Below are 16086 nucleotides of genomic sequence, written 5' to 3'. Positions count from 1 at the left end.
AATGCTAAAGAAATATTTAAACGAGATTCAGGGAATCTCACCACAAGACAAAGAATACACCTACCGCACGTATTTACAGAATTTTTTAGAATCTCTCAAAGAATCCTTAACGATAGAGAATAAAACTCTGCAAAGCCTTACAATCAAACACGAGCCAAACAACGACAAGGAGGGCAGGGGTGCGCCTGATTTCTTAATTCAAAATCAAGGCTTAAGCATTGGCTATATTGAAAACAAACGCGTCAATGCAGATTTGGATTCTGTGGCGCAAAGCCCCCAGATTGAAAAATATCTGCGACTTAGCGATAATCTAATGCTTACAGATTATTTGCGATTTTGCCTCGTGCGCAAAAATTCTGCAAATAATAATGGGGGGGGGGGCAAGGCACAAATTGTGCAAGAATGCAGAATCTGCGAGTTAAGCCAACTTAAAGCTACCCTTAAAAACAAAGCACTTTTAGAATCCAAAGAAAAAGAATTAACCGAACTTTTTAGTCTCTTTTTTACTTATAGCCCAAAGCCTATTATCACTGCACAAGAATTTGCTAACGCTCTTGCTCAACGCACACAGATTCTAAAAAATTCTTTAATAGAGGCGCAAGAAAACACGCATATTACAAGCCTTTATGAAACTTTTAAAGAGCAGCTTTACAAAGAGTTAGATTTCACAGAATTTGCCGATAGTCTCGCACAAACGCTCACTTATAGCCTATTTCTTGCGAGACTCAATAACGCAAGCAACAAGGAGATTGACCTCTATAATGCCAAAGCCTTTATCCCCAAGTCTTTCCCACTTATCCGCGCGATGAGCGGCTTTTTAGACAATTTAGAGGATTTGGATTCTATTAAATGGCTTATAGAGGAGATTTTGTATATTATCAATCATATTGACATTACAAGCATTATAGAAGAGCTAAACAAAGCAAGTGAAAAAGACTTGTTAGGGCATTACACCACACAATTTACACACAAAGACCCTTATTTGCACTTTTATGAAACTTTTCTTTCTCAATACGACCCGAGATTGCGTGAGATTCGCGGTGTGTATTACACTCCTGCAAGTGTTGTAAGTTTTATTATTAATGCCATAGATTCTACACTTAAAAAAGATTTTACCTTACAAAATGGCTTGGGTGCGAGTTTAGAGAATGACAATATCACGCTTTTAGACTTTGCCACAGGCACAGGGACATTTTTGCTTGAAGCTTTCCGCAAAGCCTTAGAATCCACACCTAAAGATAGCGTAAGATATGAGCCTAAAAATCTCTTAAAGCAATTCTTTGGCTTTGAGTTTCTCATTGCTCCCTATACAATCGCACATTTAAAGCTTTCCCAAAGTTTCAAAGAAGAGTTTAACGCACCTTTGGAAGAAAATGAATCGCTTAATATCCGCCTAACAAACACACTTTATTCCAATAAAGAAAAAGATGAAGCAAATAAGCAAAGTAATCTTTTTGCAGGAATGATAGAGTTAGCACAAGAGTTTAAAGAAGCGCAAAGAATCAAAGAAAATGCGATTTTGATTATCACAGGCAACCCGCCTTATAGTGGGGCAAGTGCGAACAAGGGCTTATTTGAGGATAATGTGCGTATCACTTATGGTTTAGAGCCAAGCGAGGCGCATTTGAGCAAAAGTGAACAAGAAACAATCAACTTTTATCTGCAAAATCCCAAAAAAGATGCAAATCAAAAATCTACCTTTAAGAGAATTTTGGAAAAGAAAAAACTCAAAAATGAGAAAAATCCCAAATGGCTACTTGATGATTATGTAAAGTTTATCTGCTTTGCAGAATCCAAAATCAAAGCTCAAAATAGCGGAATCTTTGCCTTTATTTCTAACAATGCCTTTTTAGATAATCCCACCTTTCGCGGTATGCGCTATCACTTGCTAAAAACCTTTGATACAATCTATATTTTAGATTTGCACGGCAATGCGAGGAAAAAGGAAGCCGCACCCGATGGAAGCAAAGATGAAAATGTCTTTGACATTATGCAAGGTGTAAGTATTAATATCTTTGTGAAAAATAGAAATTCGTCTCTTACGCAATCTTTAAATGATTGCGGTGGCTCGGCTCGGTCATTTATGCCTGATAAACTCCCATCGCCTCACCTTGCAAAACATTCAAATCTTACGCAAGATACTAGAATTTCTCGTTCTCAACACAGCGAAGATTCTAATGAAAAACCTCAAAAACTCGCTCAAATTCACCACTATGATTTATATGGCAAAAGAAGCGATAAAACAAACTTTTTGTATGAAAACACCTTAGATTCTATTGCTTGGGCTACATTACAGCCCAAAGCCCCCTTTTATCTTTTTATCCCACAAAATGAAAGTTTAAGGGCAGAGTATGATAAGGGCTTTAGCGTCAAGGATATATTTAAGGTTTCAGGGGTAGGAATCTGCTCCAAAAGAGATAAGATTGTATTTCAAAATTCCAAAGAAAATATAAAAAAGCTTTTGCAAGACTTTATTACAAAGCCTAAAGAGGAATTATATAGAATCTATAATATTGGAGAGGATTCTAGGGATTGGAAATTAGAATCCGCAATAGAGTGCATTAAAGAGAATAAAGACAATTTAGATGAATTTATAATGCAATGCCATTATCGTCCTTTTGATATGCGTTGGACTTATTATGTCAATAAATCTCGTGCGTTTATGGCATATCCTGTTTATGATGTATTCCAACATTTTTTGCAAGATGATAATGTAGCCTTGCTTGTTTCAAGGCAAAGCTCGGCTGTGGGTGATGATGAAATTAATACGATTGCTATAAGTGATAAAATGGTAGATATTAATTTCTATCGCAGAGGCGGAGAGCAAGTAATGCCCCTTTATCTCAAAAATACAGAATCTAGCAAAGATAAAAGCCCCAAAAAGAACAAAAAAGATTCACAAGAAAATGCAGATTCTAAGCAAGGACAATGGGTAGAAAACTTCACGCCTGAATTTAGAGAGTTTATAGATTCTAAATACAACGAACATTTTAGCCCAGAGCAGATTTTAGGCTATATCTATGCGGTGCTATTCCATAAAGATTATAGAGAAAAATACATTGATTTTTTGAAAATTGACTTCCCAAAGATTCCTTTTGTAGAATCCAAAGAAAAATTTTTAGCCTTAAGTGCGTTAGGACAAGAGCTTATGCTTACGCATTTAATGCAAGATTCGCAACAAGAGAGAGAGAGAGAGAGAGAGCAGAAAATGATGAGAATGACTTGCAATATTGGGCTAAATGTGGCAAGACAATACAAGATGAGCGGTTCTTGGCAATGTGTGATAGTAACGAATACTCTAGTAGATTTATCGCTAATGGGTGGTGGCAATACAGGTGCAGGAACAATCTTTCCTCTCTATCTCTACCAAAAGGCTTAAATATGAATATAGGCTTAGTCTGTGATAGAGGGTGCAAGTTGCAAGAGATGAATAATATTTTCATCACACAAAACATTATTGATTTGCATTTGGTGGGTAGTGGGAGCTATGTTTTTCCACTTTATATAAATGAGGGGGTAAGAAATGAGTGAGCAAATCGGCGAAGCCAAATACAAAGACCCAGAAAATAAAAATCTCAAAATTGAAAAAATCGCCTATGACCCAAAAGAACAAAAGCTTTTTGTCAATGAAAATTTACATTTTTTAAAAGTAAGTGCGCAAGTTTGGGCATATAAAATCGGTGGTTATCAGGTTTTAGATAAATATCTTAAATCCCATAGAGGAGAGGAGATAGATTATGCTCATTTTACGCGTGTGATTCAATCTTTGCATAAAAGCTTAAAGATAGAATCGCAAATTACAAATATTGATTTAAAGGATTAAAATGCAGCCACAAACAAAAGCACAGACGCATAGCATAGAAGTTTTAAGACAGCTGATTACTTATCCAACTATCACCCCGCAAGAATGCGGAATCTATGCGTATATTAGAGAGATTTTACACGATTTTGAAGTATTAGAGTTTGAAAAAGAGGGCGTAAAGAATCTTTTTCTTTATAAAGATTTGGGCACAGATGATACAGGCAATGCGGAATCGCAAGCGGAAGATTACGATGAGACGCAGCCTCTTGCGATGACGGAGGGAGAGGAGTGTGGCGATTCTATGGAGACGGAATCTCATAGGGCTAAGAAAACGCATTTGTGTTTTGCAGGGCACATTGATGTCGTGCCACCGGGTGAGGGTTGGGCAAGCGATCCTTTCGTGCCTACCATAAAAGAGGGATTCCTCTATGGCAGGGGCGCGCAAGATATGAAAGCGGGGATAGCTGCTTTTGTCTGTGCGATTCGGGAGTTTGTGGATTTGCAGGGTTTCAAAGATTTCCAAAATTTGCAAAGCCAAAGGTTTAGCGGAATCGTATCTGTGCTTTTGACGAGTGATGAGGAGGGTGCGGCGATTTTTGGCACGAAATATACCTTAGAATGCCTAAAAGAGCGTGATTTGTTGCCTGATTTTGCGATTGTCGCCGAGCCCACGAGTGCGGAGAGATTCGGGGATATGATTAAAGTAGGCAGGCGCGGTTCTATCAATGGAATCTTAAAAGTATTTGGCAAGCAAGGACATGTAGCATATCCCAAGAAATGCGTGAATCCTGTGGAGCTCATCGCACCCTATCTTTCACAGATTGCAGGGTGGGATTTGGATAAGGGAAGTGCAGAGTTTGAGCCAAGCAAGCTTGTAATTACTGATATTCGTGGAGGATTGGAAGTCGTCAATGTTACGCCTAATGAGTTGAAAATTATGTTTAATGTGCGCAATTCTACGCAGACGCGTTTAGAGGATTTGCGCGAATATTTGGAGAGTTTGCTCGCTCAAGTTCCGCATTCTTTGGAGTTAAACCAAAGTTCCAAGTCTTTTTTGACGGATAAAGATAGTCCGATTGTGCAAAAAATCGCCAAAGTATTGGAATGGCAAAATGGTTTTGCTCCAGAGCTTAGCACGAGTGGCGGCACGAGTGATGCGCGATATTTCGCAGAATATGGGATTAGTGTCGTGGAATGTGGAGTGTGTAATGATAGCATTCATTCTCTCAATGAATGTGTGCGTTTAAGCGAAGTAGATGCGCTCCAAAATTCCTTTTTGACGCTATTGGCGCAATGGAATATACTTTAAATTTGGAATTTTTTCATTGTGAGGGAATCGGGATTCGTCATTGCAAGACTACCGAAGCGTTGAAGCCACTGCGTCATTGCGAGAAGTGAGCGAAGCGAAAGACGAAGCAATCTATAATCTAACAAAAGGCAGATTCAAGGGCGAGATTCCGATTATGGATTGCCACGCGTGATAAATCACGCTCGCAATGACAGAGCAAATCGCAAATATACAAGATTATAGATTGCCACAAGGCAAAGCCTCTCGCAATGACAAAAAGCGGGATTCCCAAGCAGTTTTAAACCGCTTGCAATGACGAGAGTAGAATTACCACGAAATGCTACATTCTCGCAATGAAAACTTGCAGAATCCCACAAGGACGCATTGCTTTTATTGTATGAGTATTTTCTTGATTTCTTTAATGCGTTTGGAATCACTAGGGTGCGTGGAAAGAAAATCCGAAGAGCTTTTCTCCTTATTGGCTGCCATTTTTTCCCAAAAACTAATTGCGGCTTGCGGGTTGTAGCCTGCTTTTTTCATTAGCATAATGCCCGCTTTGTCAGCCTCAAGTTCGTGAGAGCGGCTAAAGGGCAGCATTATGCCTACATTGCTACCTAGATTGTATGCTTGGCTAAACAAATTACCATATCCCGGTGCTTGCGCATTGACGATGATTCCTAATATCCCCCCGCCAATAGATTGGATTGTTTGCATACTCATTCTCTCCGCCCCGTGTCGCAAAATTGCGTGAGCAATTTCGTGAGATAATACCACAGCAAGTTCATCATCACTAGCCACTAAGGGCATTAATCCTGTATAAACAAACACCTTGCCACCGGGCAAACAGAAAGCATTGACTTGCTCTTCTTCTAAGAGATAAAATTCCCAAGTGAAATCTGGACGCTCTGCAACATTTGCGATTCTCTGTCCGACACGTTGAACCATTTGTGTTTGCTGCATATCAGTGCTTAATGTTGATTGCTGTAAGACTTCTTGAGCACTTTGCTCCCCTAAAGCAATCTCTTCTTGAGCACCTAGTAGCATAAGCTGCGGGCGATTTGTGAGTGCGGTAGATGAGCAAGCATTCAAAAATGCACAAAGCGCACAAGCAAACAAAGTAGATAGCAAATTTTTCATTAATCAGTCCTTCTTAGGAAATTTATCAAACATAAATTATCAACGAAAATATTACTAAAATTAAAATTGTAAAAATATAAAAATTTGACTTCCGAGTATTACTTATTTTTTAAAAATAATGTATAATAATTCTAACTGCGACAATAAATTATGAAATAGACTTTGCAAAGGGAGAGAGTATGTCCATTTTAAATAATCTCAAAGTAGGGATAAAATTAATTTGTTTGATGTTGATTCCCTTAATTACCCTGATTGTTTTTTCTATTGTGTTAATTAGTGAGCGTTATCAAATCGCACAAGAATCCGTATTGTTAAAGCACGGCGTTACTTTGGCAACCAAGATTTCCCTTGTGATTCACGAATTACAAAAAGAACGAGGCACTTCCGCTGGTTTTCTCGGCTCACAAGGTAGAGATTTCAAAGAGGCTTTGCAAGACCAACGCAATCTAAGTGATGAAAAAATCAAAGAATTGCATAGTTTTCTAACAGAGTTTGATTTGCATACTTATCCTAAAAATATGCAAGATTCTTTGCAAGTTTCTTTAGATGCGATTGGCAAAATCAATGAGATTCGTAAGGGCGTGGATTCTTTAAATGTCAAAGTAGGCGATGTTTTGGGGTATTATACCGGCACGATTGCCCGAAATATTCAATCTATCGTTGAAATCATTAATATTAGCACGAACGACCAAATCACAAGAAATTTAGTCGCTTATGTGAATTTCTTAAATGCCAAAGAAAACGCTGGACAAGAGCGAGCCGTGCTTTCTAATACCTTTAGTGCAGATAAATTTGCAAGTGGCATTTATAATCGCTTCATTGCTCTTACCATAGCGCAAAATATCTTTTTGGAGGATTTTAAACGTTATGCTAGTCAAGAAAATTATCAATATTATCTCAAAATGACAGAGGATAAGAGTTTCTCCGAAGTAGAAAGAATGCGAAAAATAGCAATGGAACATTTTATGGAGGGAGGATTTGGAGTTAAGGCAACCTATTGGTTTAGCACGATTACGCAAAAAATCAATTTATTAAAAGAAGTGGAAGACAAATTAGCAGGAGATTTGATAGGGCAAATTTCTAGGATTGAAAAAGCGAACTTTTTTAGTTTTTGGTTAATGCTTAGCGTTGCAGGTATTGTCGTAATCGTTACTCTAGCAGTTGGTTATCTGATTGCACATAGTATTACCTTTAGAATCCGACTAATGCGAAAATATTTAGTAGAGCTAAAAAACACAAAAGATATTGGAAAAGAATTGGTTATTGGAAAAAGCTCCGATGAAATAGGTATCATCAATCAAGCGATGAATGATTTTCTTGAGGCGATTCGGCAGATTTTCTTACAACTAGCTCCACAAAGTAAGCAAAATTTACAAACTTCACAAAATTTGCTTGATAGTGCGAAAGAAGTATTAGTCCGCACGCAAGAGGGATTCGAGCTTTCTAGTAAAACAGAAATGACAGGAAAGGAAGTTGAGAGGGAGTTAGAGGACAATATCCAAAAAACAAATGCTACAATGCAAGATGTGCTTGCGGCAAAAGAAGAATTAGACAATGCTTCAAATACCATTATAAACTTCACACAAACGATTGCCCAAGATGCACAATTACAAGAGGATTTAGTCCATAATGTCGCTTTATTGGATAAAGAAGCGCAAAATATCAAAGGAATCTTAGGGGCAATTGATGATATTGCTTCCCAAACGAATCTCTTAGCCTTAAATGCCGCGATTGAAGCGGCAAGAGCTGGAGAACACGGGAGAGGATTCGCTGTCGTTGCCGATGAAGTAAGACAACTTGCAGAAAGAACGCAAAAATCTCTTAACGAAATTGATGCGATTATTAACACAATTGTGCAATCTATCAATGGAGTGAGCACTCAAATCACGCAAAATGCAAAAAGTTTCTATCATATTGTAGAGGAATCTCAAACGATTCAAGAAGCCATTACTTCTGTGGTAGAAAAAATCAAAATTATTAGCACTTTATCAAAAGAAACGATTGATAGTTCTTTGATATTGAGCAAAGACACAGAAATGCTTTTGGAAAACAACAAAACCTTAAACCAAAATTTAGAAGGAATCGCAGAAGAAATGAATAGGATTTCCTCTGTTTCCAATGAGCTAGAGAGTAGAGCAGTGGAAATGGAAAATAAAATCAATGAGTTTAAATTCTAAAAGCTTATTCAATTAAGTTTGGTATAATTTGACATTTTATTTTAAAGGATATTTTTGAGAAGTATTTTTGAAAAATTAATGTGGAATGCGCGGCTTTTTATCATTTTGGCTGTTGTTTTGTCTCTCATTGGCTCTACTTTGTTGTTTATCGTTGCGAGTATAGATATATTAAAGGCAGCGAAACAAACTTATTTGTATTATATCGGCTCATTGGGGGCGAATGCGGATATTCATAATCTTTTGCTCAATTCCATTATTATGGCGGTTGATTTATATTTGATTGCAGTTGTTTTATTGATTTTTGCTTTTGGGCTTTATGAATTGTTTATTGCCAAAATTCAAATTAGAGATGAAAATAATTCTAAGGTATTAGAAATCCATACATTAGACCAACTCAAAGATAAGCTTGCAAAAGTCATTGTAATGGCTCTGATTGTAGCGTTTTTCTCCAAAGTGCTTAATATGGGAATGAAAAGCACACAGGATATGCTGTTTTTTGCTATTTCCATCTTAGCACTCGCAATAGGATTGTATTTCTTGCATAAAGATTCTAAACATTAAAGGCATTTTAATGTGCAAAAAATTTCAATCTTGGCTAAAGATTCTATTGAAATGTGGAATCGTAATGTTTTTTTTGACTGATTTTAGTAACGCACAATCTTTAAAGGATATAAAAACTTTCAGTGCAGATTTCACACAAACCTTATATTCTAGTGAAGAAGATACACAAAATCAAATTGTTTATAAAGGGAAAGTTGTAGCACTTGCGCCCTCAAGATTGCGTTGGGATTATGTTATGCCAATCCCCAAAGAAATTTTTATAGAAGAAGGCACAATGATTGTTTATGAACCAAAGCTAAAGCAAGCAATTTTTACACGATTGCAAGAAAATATGAATCTGTTGTATTTATTGAAAAACGCTAAAAAAATAACAGAAAATCACTATGAAACAATAATTTCGGAACAAAAATATGATTTGTTTTTAGAAAATGGAATCCCTAAACAAATCAGTTTTAATGACGCATTAGGGAATAAAATTGAAATTATATTTTCTGATGTGAAAGTTAATATTGCAGTAGATTCCAAGATTTTTGATTTTAAGCCAAGTAGCGAAATAGACATTATTTATAATTAATAATGTGTAAAAAAATAGCAGCTTGAAAAATTTTAGTAGAAATTTAAAAATTTTTTACACTTTTTTTAAAAAGTTGGTTAAAATAGATAAATTTTGATTTTACAAGGAGTTAAGTATGGGAACAATAACATTAATTAACAATGAAACAGGTGAGAAGTTTGACTTTAATCTCATTGATTGCACACGAGGACCTAAGGCTGTAGATTTTAGTAAATTGTTTGAGCGTGCAAATATTTTTTCTTATGACCCAGGCTATGGTTCAACCGCAGGTTGCGAATCCACGATTAGTTACATAGATGGTAAAAATGGACAATTGCTTTATAAAGGAATCCCTGTTGAAGAAATTGTAGAAAAATATAAATTTACCGATGTGGCAAAGCTGCTTATCACAGGTGAAGCTCCCAAAAATGAGCAAGAATCCAAAGAATTTGATTTAGAATTGCGTCATAGAGCTTTTTTGCACGAAAGTTTGATTAATATTTTTAACGCATTTCCCGATGGCGGACACCCAATGGCAAACTTAAGTTCTGCTGTTGCGGCACTTTCTACTTTTCATTTTGACCACAAAGAAATGAATGATGAGGGCGACTATCAGACAATGGCACGTAGGATTATCGCCAAGATTACAACGCTTGTTGCGTTTTCTTATCGTAATTCAATCGGCACGCCCTTTATTTATCCCGATGTAAGCCGTAGTTATGTAGAAAATTTCCTTTATATGTTGCGTGCTTATCCTAATGGAAAACTTAAACACACACTTAAAGGAGAGGAAGAAATTTCAGCCCTTGAAGTAGAGGCTTTAGACAAAATCTTTACTCTACACGCAGACCACGGACAAAATGCTTCTACGACAACTGTGCGTAATGTTGCTTCCACAGGTGTGCATCCTTATGCAGCAATTTCAGCGGGCATTAATGCGCTTTGGGGACCAGCACACGGAGGGGCGAATGAAAAGGTTTTGGTGCAATTAGAACAAATTGGCGATGTAAAAAATGTTGATAAATTTGTCGCCAAGGCAAAAGATAAGAGCGACCCTTTTAGACTTATGGGATTTGGACATCGCGTTTATAAAAGTTATGACCCTCGCGCGAAAGCAATCAAGGCATTGAAAGATGAATTGAATCAAAAAGGGATTACGATGAATGCGCGTCTAAGTGAGATTGCGGAGAAATTAGAGGAAGTTGCTTTGAATGATGATTATTTCAAAGAAAGAAACCTTTATCCCAATGTAGATTTTTATAGTGGAATCATCTTAACTGCATTAAAGATTCCTGTGCAGCTCTTTACGCCTATTTTTGTGATTGGTAGAATGCCGGGTTGGTGTGCGCAAGTAATGGAACATATGAAAAATCCACATGCTAGAATTACGCGTCCAAGACAAGTGTATTTGGGCAAATAAGCGGGTAAGGGTTGTTTTATCATTTGTTGGGTAAAATTTCCAATTTATTTTAGATTTATTAGGAAAATCAATGCAAGATATAAATTGGAATCCCAAAAGCTGGAGAAGTAAAATTGCCCTTCAGCAACCCACTTATAAAGATTTAAACGCACTAGAAGCGGTTGAAAAAGAGATTAGTAAATATCCCCCCCTTATTTTTGCAGGCGAGGCAAGAACTCTTAAAACTCATTTGGCAAAAGTTTCCAAAGGAGAGGCATTCCTGCTTCAAGGTGGCGATTGTGCCGAAAGTTTCGCAGACTTTAATGCAATTCGGATTCGGGATTTGTTCAAAGTAATTTTACAAATGGCAGTTGTGCTTACTTATGCGGGTTCTTGTCCAATCGTTAAAGTCGGACGCTTGGCGGGACAATTTGCTAAGCCACGTTCTAGCGACACAGAAACTTTTAATGGTGTTACACTACCAAGTTATCGTGGAGATATTATCAATGGTATTGAATTTGACAAAGCGGCTAGAGAAGCAGACCCTAAACGAATCTTACAAGCTTATCATCAATCAGCCGCTACATTGAATTTAATCCGTGCCTTTGCTCAAGGTGGTTTGGCTGACCTTAACCAAGTGCAAAAATGGAATCTTAATTTCGCAAGCAATGCGCAAAGCGAATGTTTTAAGAGTATGGCGGATAAGATTACGCAAGCCCTAGCTTTTATGGAAGCTTGTGGAATCACTGCACAGAATACCCCGACCTTACACGAAACAGAATTTTTTACTTCACACGAAGCTTTACTTTTGAATTACGAGGAAGCTCTAACGCGCAAAGACCATTTAACGAATCAATGGTATGATTGTTCGGCTCATATGCTGTGGATTGGCGAGCGCACAAGGAATCTTGATGGAGCGCATTTAGAATTTTTACGCGGTGTAGGAAATCCATTGGGTGTGAAAATCGGACCTAATGCCACAAGAGAGGATGTTCTAGGAATTTGTGAGATTCTCAATCCGCAAAATGAAGCTGGACGTTTAAATCTTATTATTCGTATGGGTGCGAAAACTATCAAAGAAAAATTACCCAAATTATTGGAATCCGTCAAAGACGAAGGAAAAGAAATTGTCTGGAGCATAGACCCTATGCACGGAAATACCATCAAGGCGAGTAGTGGGTATAAAACACGTTCTTTCGATAGTATTTTAGATGAAGTAAAAGCATTTTTTGAAATCCATAAAAGTGTAGGCACTTATGCTGGAGGCGTGCATTTGGAAATGACAGGTGAAGATGTAACAGAGTGTGTAGGAGGTATGCAGGCGATTACAGAAGAGAATTTGGGTTGCAATTATAATACACAATGCGACCCGCGTCTAAATGCAAGCCAAGCAGTAGAACTTTCGTTTTTGATTGCAGATGTTTTAAAGAATCGCAAAATATAGCAACGCAAGGCAAAAAGAATATTGGATGATATTTTAGGAAATTGATGATTGCCAAAAGAATAGAATCCTATCAAGTATATGTCCGAAAAGACTATGAATTTTTAGAAAAAATCTTTTTGGACTATATTCATCATTCTCTCAAAATTATAAAAACATTTAAAAACACTAAAGAAACGCAAGTTTTTCTAGTTAGTAGCGGGGGGGGGAGTATATTTTAAAAGTATTCACTCCACAGGATAAAAAAAACGAACGATTTCTTAAGTCGTTTTTTAAAGGAGATTATTATTTGAATCTCTTTTTAGAAACGAAACGCGTAAGAGAGGAGGGTTGTCTTAGAGTCAATGATTTTTATTTTTTGGCGGAGAAAAAATTTATAAACTATTCTAAGATTTTCGTAATGATTGTAGAATATATCAAGGGGGAGCAAATCAATACCTTAGATGCACCACTAAAGCAAAAAATCAAAGAAGCAGTAGAAGAGTTGCACTCGCATAATATGGTTATGGGGGATATTTGGGATAGTAATTTTATCTTGTCTTGCGATAAAATAAGAATGATTGATTGCTCCGGAAAGTCTCCTAATTGCTATCGCAAGGCAGAAGATAGGATTAATATGGAGAATCGTTTGGGGATTCCAAATACAAAGAAGGATTTTGGATATTTTCTTGTGGTTTTGCGAAGAGTTTTGCGAGAAAGACTCAAGATTCTCAAGAATATTGTTTTATTAAAATAGCTCTTGCATTAAAATTTATCCCTCCTTAATGGGTTTTGTGAAATGGAATAAGGGTTGTTCAAGGGAAAACTCGGGCGAAATTTATATAAAAAAGTGGTTAAAACAAATCTTTTTAATCTTTTATAAAATTTGTTTAAAAATAGCTAAAACTATGCTACAATTCCGCTAATTTTTAAATTAGAAATAAGGAAAACGAATGCGAATCTTAATCGTTGAAGATGAAATCAGTCTTAATAAGACAATCACTGAGGGTTTGAACGAGTTTAATTATCAAACCGATGTGGCAGAAAATTTAAAAGATGGGGAATATTATATTAGTATTCGCAATTACGATTTAGTGCTTGCAGATTGGATGTTGCCAGATGGTAGCGGACTTGAAATCATTAATCAGGTTAAAAATAAATCCCCTCGCACCGCAGTCGTTATTATTTCTGCGCGAGATGATGCAGAAAGTGAAGTAGAAGCACTTAGAGCAGGGGCAGATGATTTTTTAGCCAAACCTTTTGACTTCAATGTATTAGTCGCAAGAATTGAGGCACGTTTGCGCTTTGGTGGGACAAATTTGATTGAGATTGAAGATTTAGTCATTAATCCAGATGAAGAAAAAATCACCTATAAAAACCAAGAAATTGAACTCAAAGGCAAGCCTTTTGAGGTGCTTACGCATCTTGCACGTCATAGAGACCAAATTGTCTCAAAAGAGCAATTATTAGACGCGATTTGGGAAGAGCCAGAGCTTGTAACCCCTAATGTTATTGAAGTAGCTATTAATCAAATTCGTCAAAAAATGGACAAGCCCCTTAACATTGCTACGATTGAAACAGTTAGACGCAGAGGTTACAGATTTTGCTATCCAAAAGGAGTATAAGAGGAGATTATACTAAGCAAATTACGATTTCTTTTATCGCCCTTTTGGCGATATTCTCTAGCACGCTTTACACCTATCTTTATTTTGATACTTATGGTCGTATTAAACACAGCCTCCAAAGCCAGTTAAATCATATTTTTAAAAGCAGCATTCATTATAATGTCGGACAAAGTTTTTTTGTCCAAAGCCCCAATCCTTTTGGAGGAGATGTTTGGAAAATTGAGGTTTTGGATACGCAAATGCAGCAAAATCTCTATGCCAAAACAAAATCTCAAAATCGCATTTATTATTCTCTCTCCTCCCCTTATCAAACCAATAAGACACTGAAAATCACAAAAGACATTACGCAAGAAGTTGTATTTTTAGATTCTCTCTTGAAAGGCATTCTTTTAGTTGTTTTTTTTGCATTGATTTTGATACAACTTTTTGCGCTTGCCTTTTCAAATATTCTCTATAAGCCAATTCAGAATCTTTCTACCACGCTTGGAAAGCTTAAAGAGCACGATTTGGAATCCTTAAATAGTGCGGGTTTGCCCTTAGAATTTCACCCATTAGTTGCGTCTATCAACAATCTTTTAGAGCGGATTAAAAGCTATTTTGGAGGGCAGAAGCAATTATTCATTGGGATTGCACACGAGCTTAAAACTCCATTGGCAGTGATTAAAACTAAGTGTGAAGTAACGCTAATTAAAGAGAGAGAAAAAGAAGTATATGTCAATGCATTAAAGGAAAATATCCAAAGTATCAATGAGATGAATGCAATCATTAAAACCTTGCTTGATTTGGGAAGACAAGAGAGTGCGCAATTTGAAAAATCCAGCCTTGTAGATGTGCATAAGATTTTGCAAAATATTGCGGATAATTTTCGGATTCTTAGCAAAAAAGAAAATAAACATTTCGTTTGCAATCTTGACGCTAATGAGCTTTTAATTACAATCAAGCCTACGCTTCTAACTCAAATTGTACAAAACTTTTTACAAAATGCCTTTAAATTTACTCCCGAGGGCAAAAGTGTTTTATTGACGAGTCAAATCATCAACCAAGAAACACTCCGCATTGTTGTAATGGACGAGGGTTGCGGGATTGATTCGGAATTAGAAGATATTTATGCTCCTTTTAAACGCGCAGGTAACAAAAGCGGAGCAGGGCTTGGATTGTTTCTTGCCAAAAATGCCGCAAATGCGCTAGGAGGAAGTATTTCATTGCAAAATCGTTTGGATACTCACGGCACGATTGCAACTTTTGAACTAAGAATCGCAAACCATAAATAAAGGAACAAAAATTGCTGAATCTCTAAAAAGGAGTTTTATGCAACGCATTGTTTTTATTTTATGTGCTTTGGTGAGTATCAGTTTTGCATTACCGCAAGTAGAATTTAAAAATTCTTGTGTTCCTTTGAATCAGTTTTCAGAATCTCAAAAAAGGGTTTTATTACACTCTTATCTCGCAGGGGAACAAGATGGATTTGGTTTAACGCTTGCGGCTATTGCTTGGCAAGAATCCTGCGCAGGAGAATACAAAATGAATTTTCAAGACCCAAGTGCGGGGAATTTTCACGCTTATATTCCCGGCGTCATTAATCGTTATCCACAATTAAAGCAAAATGGTTTTACGCAAAATATGGTAGGAGCTATGCTCGTTGAAAACGATGCTTTTGCCGAACAAATTGCGATTACAGAGCTGAAATATTGGCAGAGAGAGCATAAAGGAAATTGGAAAAATATCATCAAGTCTTATAACAAAGGATATAGTTGGCAAAAGAATGAGCAAGCCAACATACAAGCTGAAAAATATTATCAAGAAGTTGCATTGCGTGTCAAACAATTGGAATCTTATTTCAAATCAAAAGAGATTCAAGAAAGTATTAGAATCTCTCAAAATACTCCTAAAGTCTATCAGGAAAAAACTCTAGCAGAATCAAGAGATTTCGTACAGACCAATCCCGCAAAAGATTCTCAATCCAAATCTAAAGACTATTACGCCTATGGGGAAAATTCTATTGATTATGATTCTAGTCTTTTGCCGATTTATCAAGTGGGCAATGAGTTCGCCGCACCTTTTAAACCCAAAAAGACAATTATCAAAGAATTTGATTTGATAGAAATTTACTAATGCAAAGAGTAA

At 36.7% G+C, this 16086-nt stretch carries 14 protein-coding genes and 1 pseudogene; 14 read left to right on the top strand and 1 reads right to left on the bottom strand.

Going from position 1 to position 16086, the window contains the following annotated elements; translation table 11 throughout:
• Nucleotide 1: 1 nt before the first annotated feature.
• Genes HDT10_RS04600 through HDT10_RS04580 form a run of 5 tightly spaced genes read left to right on the top strand, consistent with a single transcriptional unit; the run spans nt 2 to nt 5283 of the window.
• On the top strand, nt 2-3379 hold the full coding sequence (locus tag HDT10_RS04600) for a type ISP restriction/modification enzyme (RefSeq protein WP_290880521.1): 3378 nt from the start codon (nt 2-4) through the stop codon (nt 3377-3379).
• Nucleotides 3380-3381: 2 nt separating this feature from the next.
• Complete coding sequence (locus HDT10_RS04595) at nt 3382-3531, top strand: adenine specific DNA methyltransferase (protein WP_290880518.1); 150 nt, start codon at nt 3382-3384, stop codon at nt 3529-3531.
• Nucleotides 3524-3823: a type ISP restriction/modification enzyme gene (locus HDT10_RS04590; RefSeq protein ID WP_290880515.1), complete on the top strand. Its 300-nt coding sequence runs from the start codon at nt 3524-3526 to the stop codon at nt 3821-3823. Before HDT10_RS04595 ends, HDT10_RS04590 begins: the two co-directional genes overlap by 8 nt.
• Nucleotide 3824: 1 nt before the next feature.
• Nucleotides 3825-5111 (top strand): succinyl-diaminopimelate desuccinylase, encoded by a 1287-nt coding sequence (dapE, locus tag HDT10_RS04585; RefSeq protein ID WP_290880512.1) that lies wholly within the window; start codon nt 3825-3827, stop codon nt 5109-5111.
• 40 nt (nt 5112-5151) lie between these two features.
• Nucleotides 5152-5283, top strand: a complete 132-nt coding sequence (locus HDT10_RS04580) for a hypothetical protein (RefSeq protein ID WP_290880510.1) — start codon at nt 5152-5154, stop codon at nt 5281-5283.
• A gap of 197 nt (nt 5284-5480) precedes the next feature.
• Here the strand turns inward: HDT10_RS04580 and HDT10_RS04575 are convergent, their stop codons facing one another.
• On the bottom strand, nt 5481-6227 hold the full coding sequence (locus tag HDT10_RS04575) for a M48 family metallopeptidase (RefSeq protein ID WP_290880508.1): 747 nt from the start codon (nt 6225-6227) through the stop codon (nt 5481-5483).
• Between the two features lie 179 nt (nt 6228-6406).
• Between HDT10_RS04575 and HDT10_RS04570 the strand changes: the two genes are divergently transcribed.
• From HDT10_RS04570 to HDT10_RS04530, 9 genes and pseudogenes are all read left to right on the top strand, one after another.
• On the top strand, nt 6407-8404 hold the full coding sequence (locus tag HDT10_RS04570; RefSeq protein ID WP_290880506.1) for a nitrate- and nitrite sensing domain-containing protein: 1998 nt from the start codon (nt 6407-6409) through the stop codon (nt 8402-8404).
• Nucleotides 8405-8482: 78 nt separating this feature from the next.
• Complete coding sequence (locus HDT10_RS04565) at nt 8483-8965, top strand: YqhA family protein (protein ID WP_290880557.1); 483 nt, start codon at nt 8483-8485, stop codon at nt 8963-8965.
• Nucleotides 8966-8975: 10 nt separating this feature from the next.
• On the top strand, nt 8976-9539 hold the full coding sequence (gene lolA, locus HDT10_RS04560; RefSeq protein WP_290880503.1) for a LolA-like outer membrane lipoprotein chaperone: 564 nt from the start codon (nt 8976-8978) through the stop codon (nt 9537-9539).
• Nucleotides 9540-9654: 115 nt separating this feature from the next.
• On the top strand, nt 9655-10938 hold the full coding sequence (locus HDT10_RS04555; protein WP_290880501.1) for a citrate synthase: 1284 nt from the start codon (nt 9655-9657) through the stop codon (nt 10936-10938).
• 70 nt (nt 10939-11008) lie between these two features.
• Complete coding sequence (locus HDT10_RS04550) at nt 11009-12361, top strand: class II 3-deoxy-7-phosphoheptulonate synthase (protein ID WP_290880500.1); 1353 nt, start codon at nt 11009-11011, stop codon at nt 12359-12361.
• A gap of 44 nt (nt 12362-12405) precedes the next feature.
• A pseudogene (locus HDT10_RS04545) lies at nt 12406-13094 on the top strand (lipopolysaccharide core heptose(II) kinase RfaY).
• Nucleotides 13095-13290: 196 nt separating this feature from the next.
• Complete coding sequence (hsrA, locus tag HDT10_RS04540; protein ID WP_115550652.1) at nt 13291-13962, top strand: homeostatic response regulator transcription factor HsrA; 672 nt, start codon at nt 13291-13293, stop codon at nt 13960-13962.
• Nucleotides 13941-15233: a HAMP domain-containing sensor histidine kinase gene (locus HDT10_RS04535; protein ID WP_290880496.1), complete on the top strand. Its 1293-nt coding sequence runs from the start codon at nt 13941-13943 to the stop codon at nt 15231-15233. Before hsrA ends, HDT10_RS04535 begins: the two co-directional genes overlap by 22 nt.
• 37 nt (nt 15234-15270) lie before the next feature.
• Nucleotides 15271-16074 carry a hypothetical protein gene (locus HDT10_RS04530; protein ID WP_290880494.1) on the top strand — a complete coding sequence of 268 codons (804 nt, stop codon included), beginning with the start codon at nt 15271-15273 and terminating at the stop codon, nt 16072-16074.
• The last annotated feature ends 12 nt before the right edge of the window (nt 16075-16086 follow it).

The organism is Helicobacter sp. (assembly GCF_014799995.1).
In the GTDB taxonomy this organism is placed as follows: Bacteria; Campylobacterota; Campylobacteria; order Campylobacterales; family Helicobacteraceae; genus Helicobacter_D.
Note: the sequence above shows the minus strand (reverse complement) of the source record. Positions and strands in the feature narration are given on the sequence as shown.

What these genes read in the sequence shown, in the direction of transcription:
- lolA (WP_290880503.1), top strand. Translation starts at nt 8,976, where the DNA reads ATGTGCAAAAAATTTCAATCTTGGCTAAAGATTCTATTGAAATGTGGA.
- HDT10_RS04550 (WP_290880500.1), top strand. Translation starts at nt 11,009, where the DNA reads ATGCAAGATATAAATTGGAATCCCAAAAGCTGGAGAAGTAAAATTGCC.
- HDT10_RS04565 (WP_290880557.1), top strand. Translation starts at nt 8,483, where the DNA reads ATGTGGAATGCGCGGCTTTTTATCATTTTGGCTGTTGTTTTGTCTCTC.
- HDT10_RS04595 (WP_290880518.1), top strand. Translation starts at nt 3,382, where the DNA reads ATGAATATAGGCTTAGTCTGTGATAGAGGGTGCAAGTTGCAAGAGATG.
- HDT10_RS04590 (WP_290880515.1), top strand. Translation starts at nt 3,524, where the DNA reads ATGAGTGAGCAAATCGGCGAAGCCAAATACAAAGACCCAGAAAATAAA.
- HDT10_RS04575 (WP_290880508.1), bottom strand. Translation starts at nt 6,227, where the DNA reads ATGAAAAATTTGCTATCTACTTTGTTTGCTTGTGCGCTTTGTGCATTT.
- HDT10_RS04570 (WP_290880506.1), top strand. Translation starts at nt 6,407, where the DNA reads ATGTCCATTTTAAATAATCTCAAAGTAGGGATAAAATTAATTTGTTTG.
- HDT10_RS04600 (WP_290880521.1), top strand. Translation starts at nt 2, where the DNA reads ATGCTAAAGAAATATTTAAACGAGATTCAGGGAATCTCACCACAAGAC.
- HDT10_RS04530 (WP_290880494.1), top strand. Translation starts at nt 15,271, where the DNA reads ATGCAACGCATTGTTTTTATTTTATGTGCTTTGGTGAGTATCAGTTTT.
- HDT10_RS04555 (WP_290880501.1), top strand. Translation starts at nt 9,655, where the DNA reads ATGGGAACAATAACATTAATTAACAATGAAACAGGTGAGAAGTTTGAC.
- hsrA (WP_115550652.1), top strand. Translation starts at nt 13,291, where the DNA reads ATGCGAATCTTAATCGTTGAAGATGAAATCAGTCTTAATAAGACAATC.
- dapE (WP_290880512.1), top strand. Translation starts at nt 3,825, where the DNA reads ATGCAGCCACAAACAAAAGCACAGACGCATAGCATAGAAGTTTTAAGA.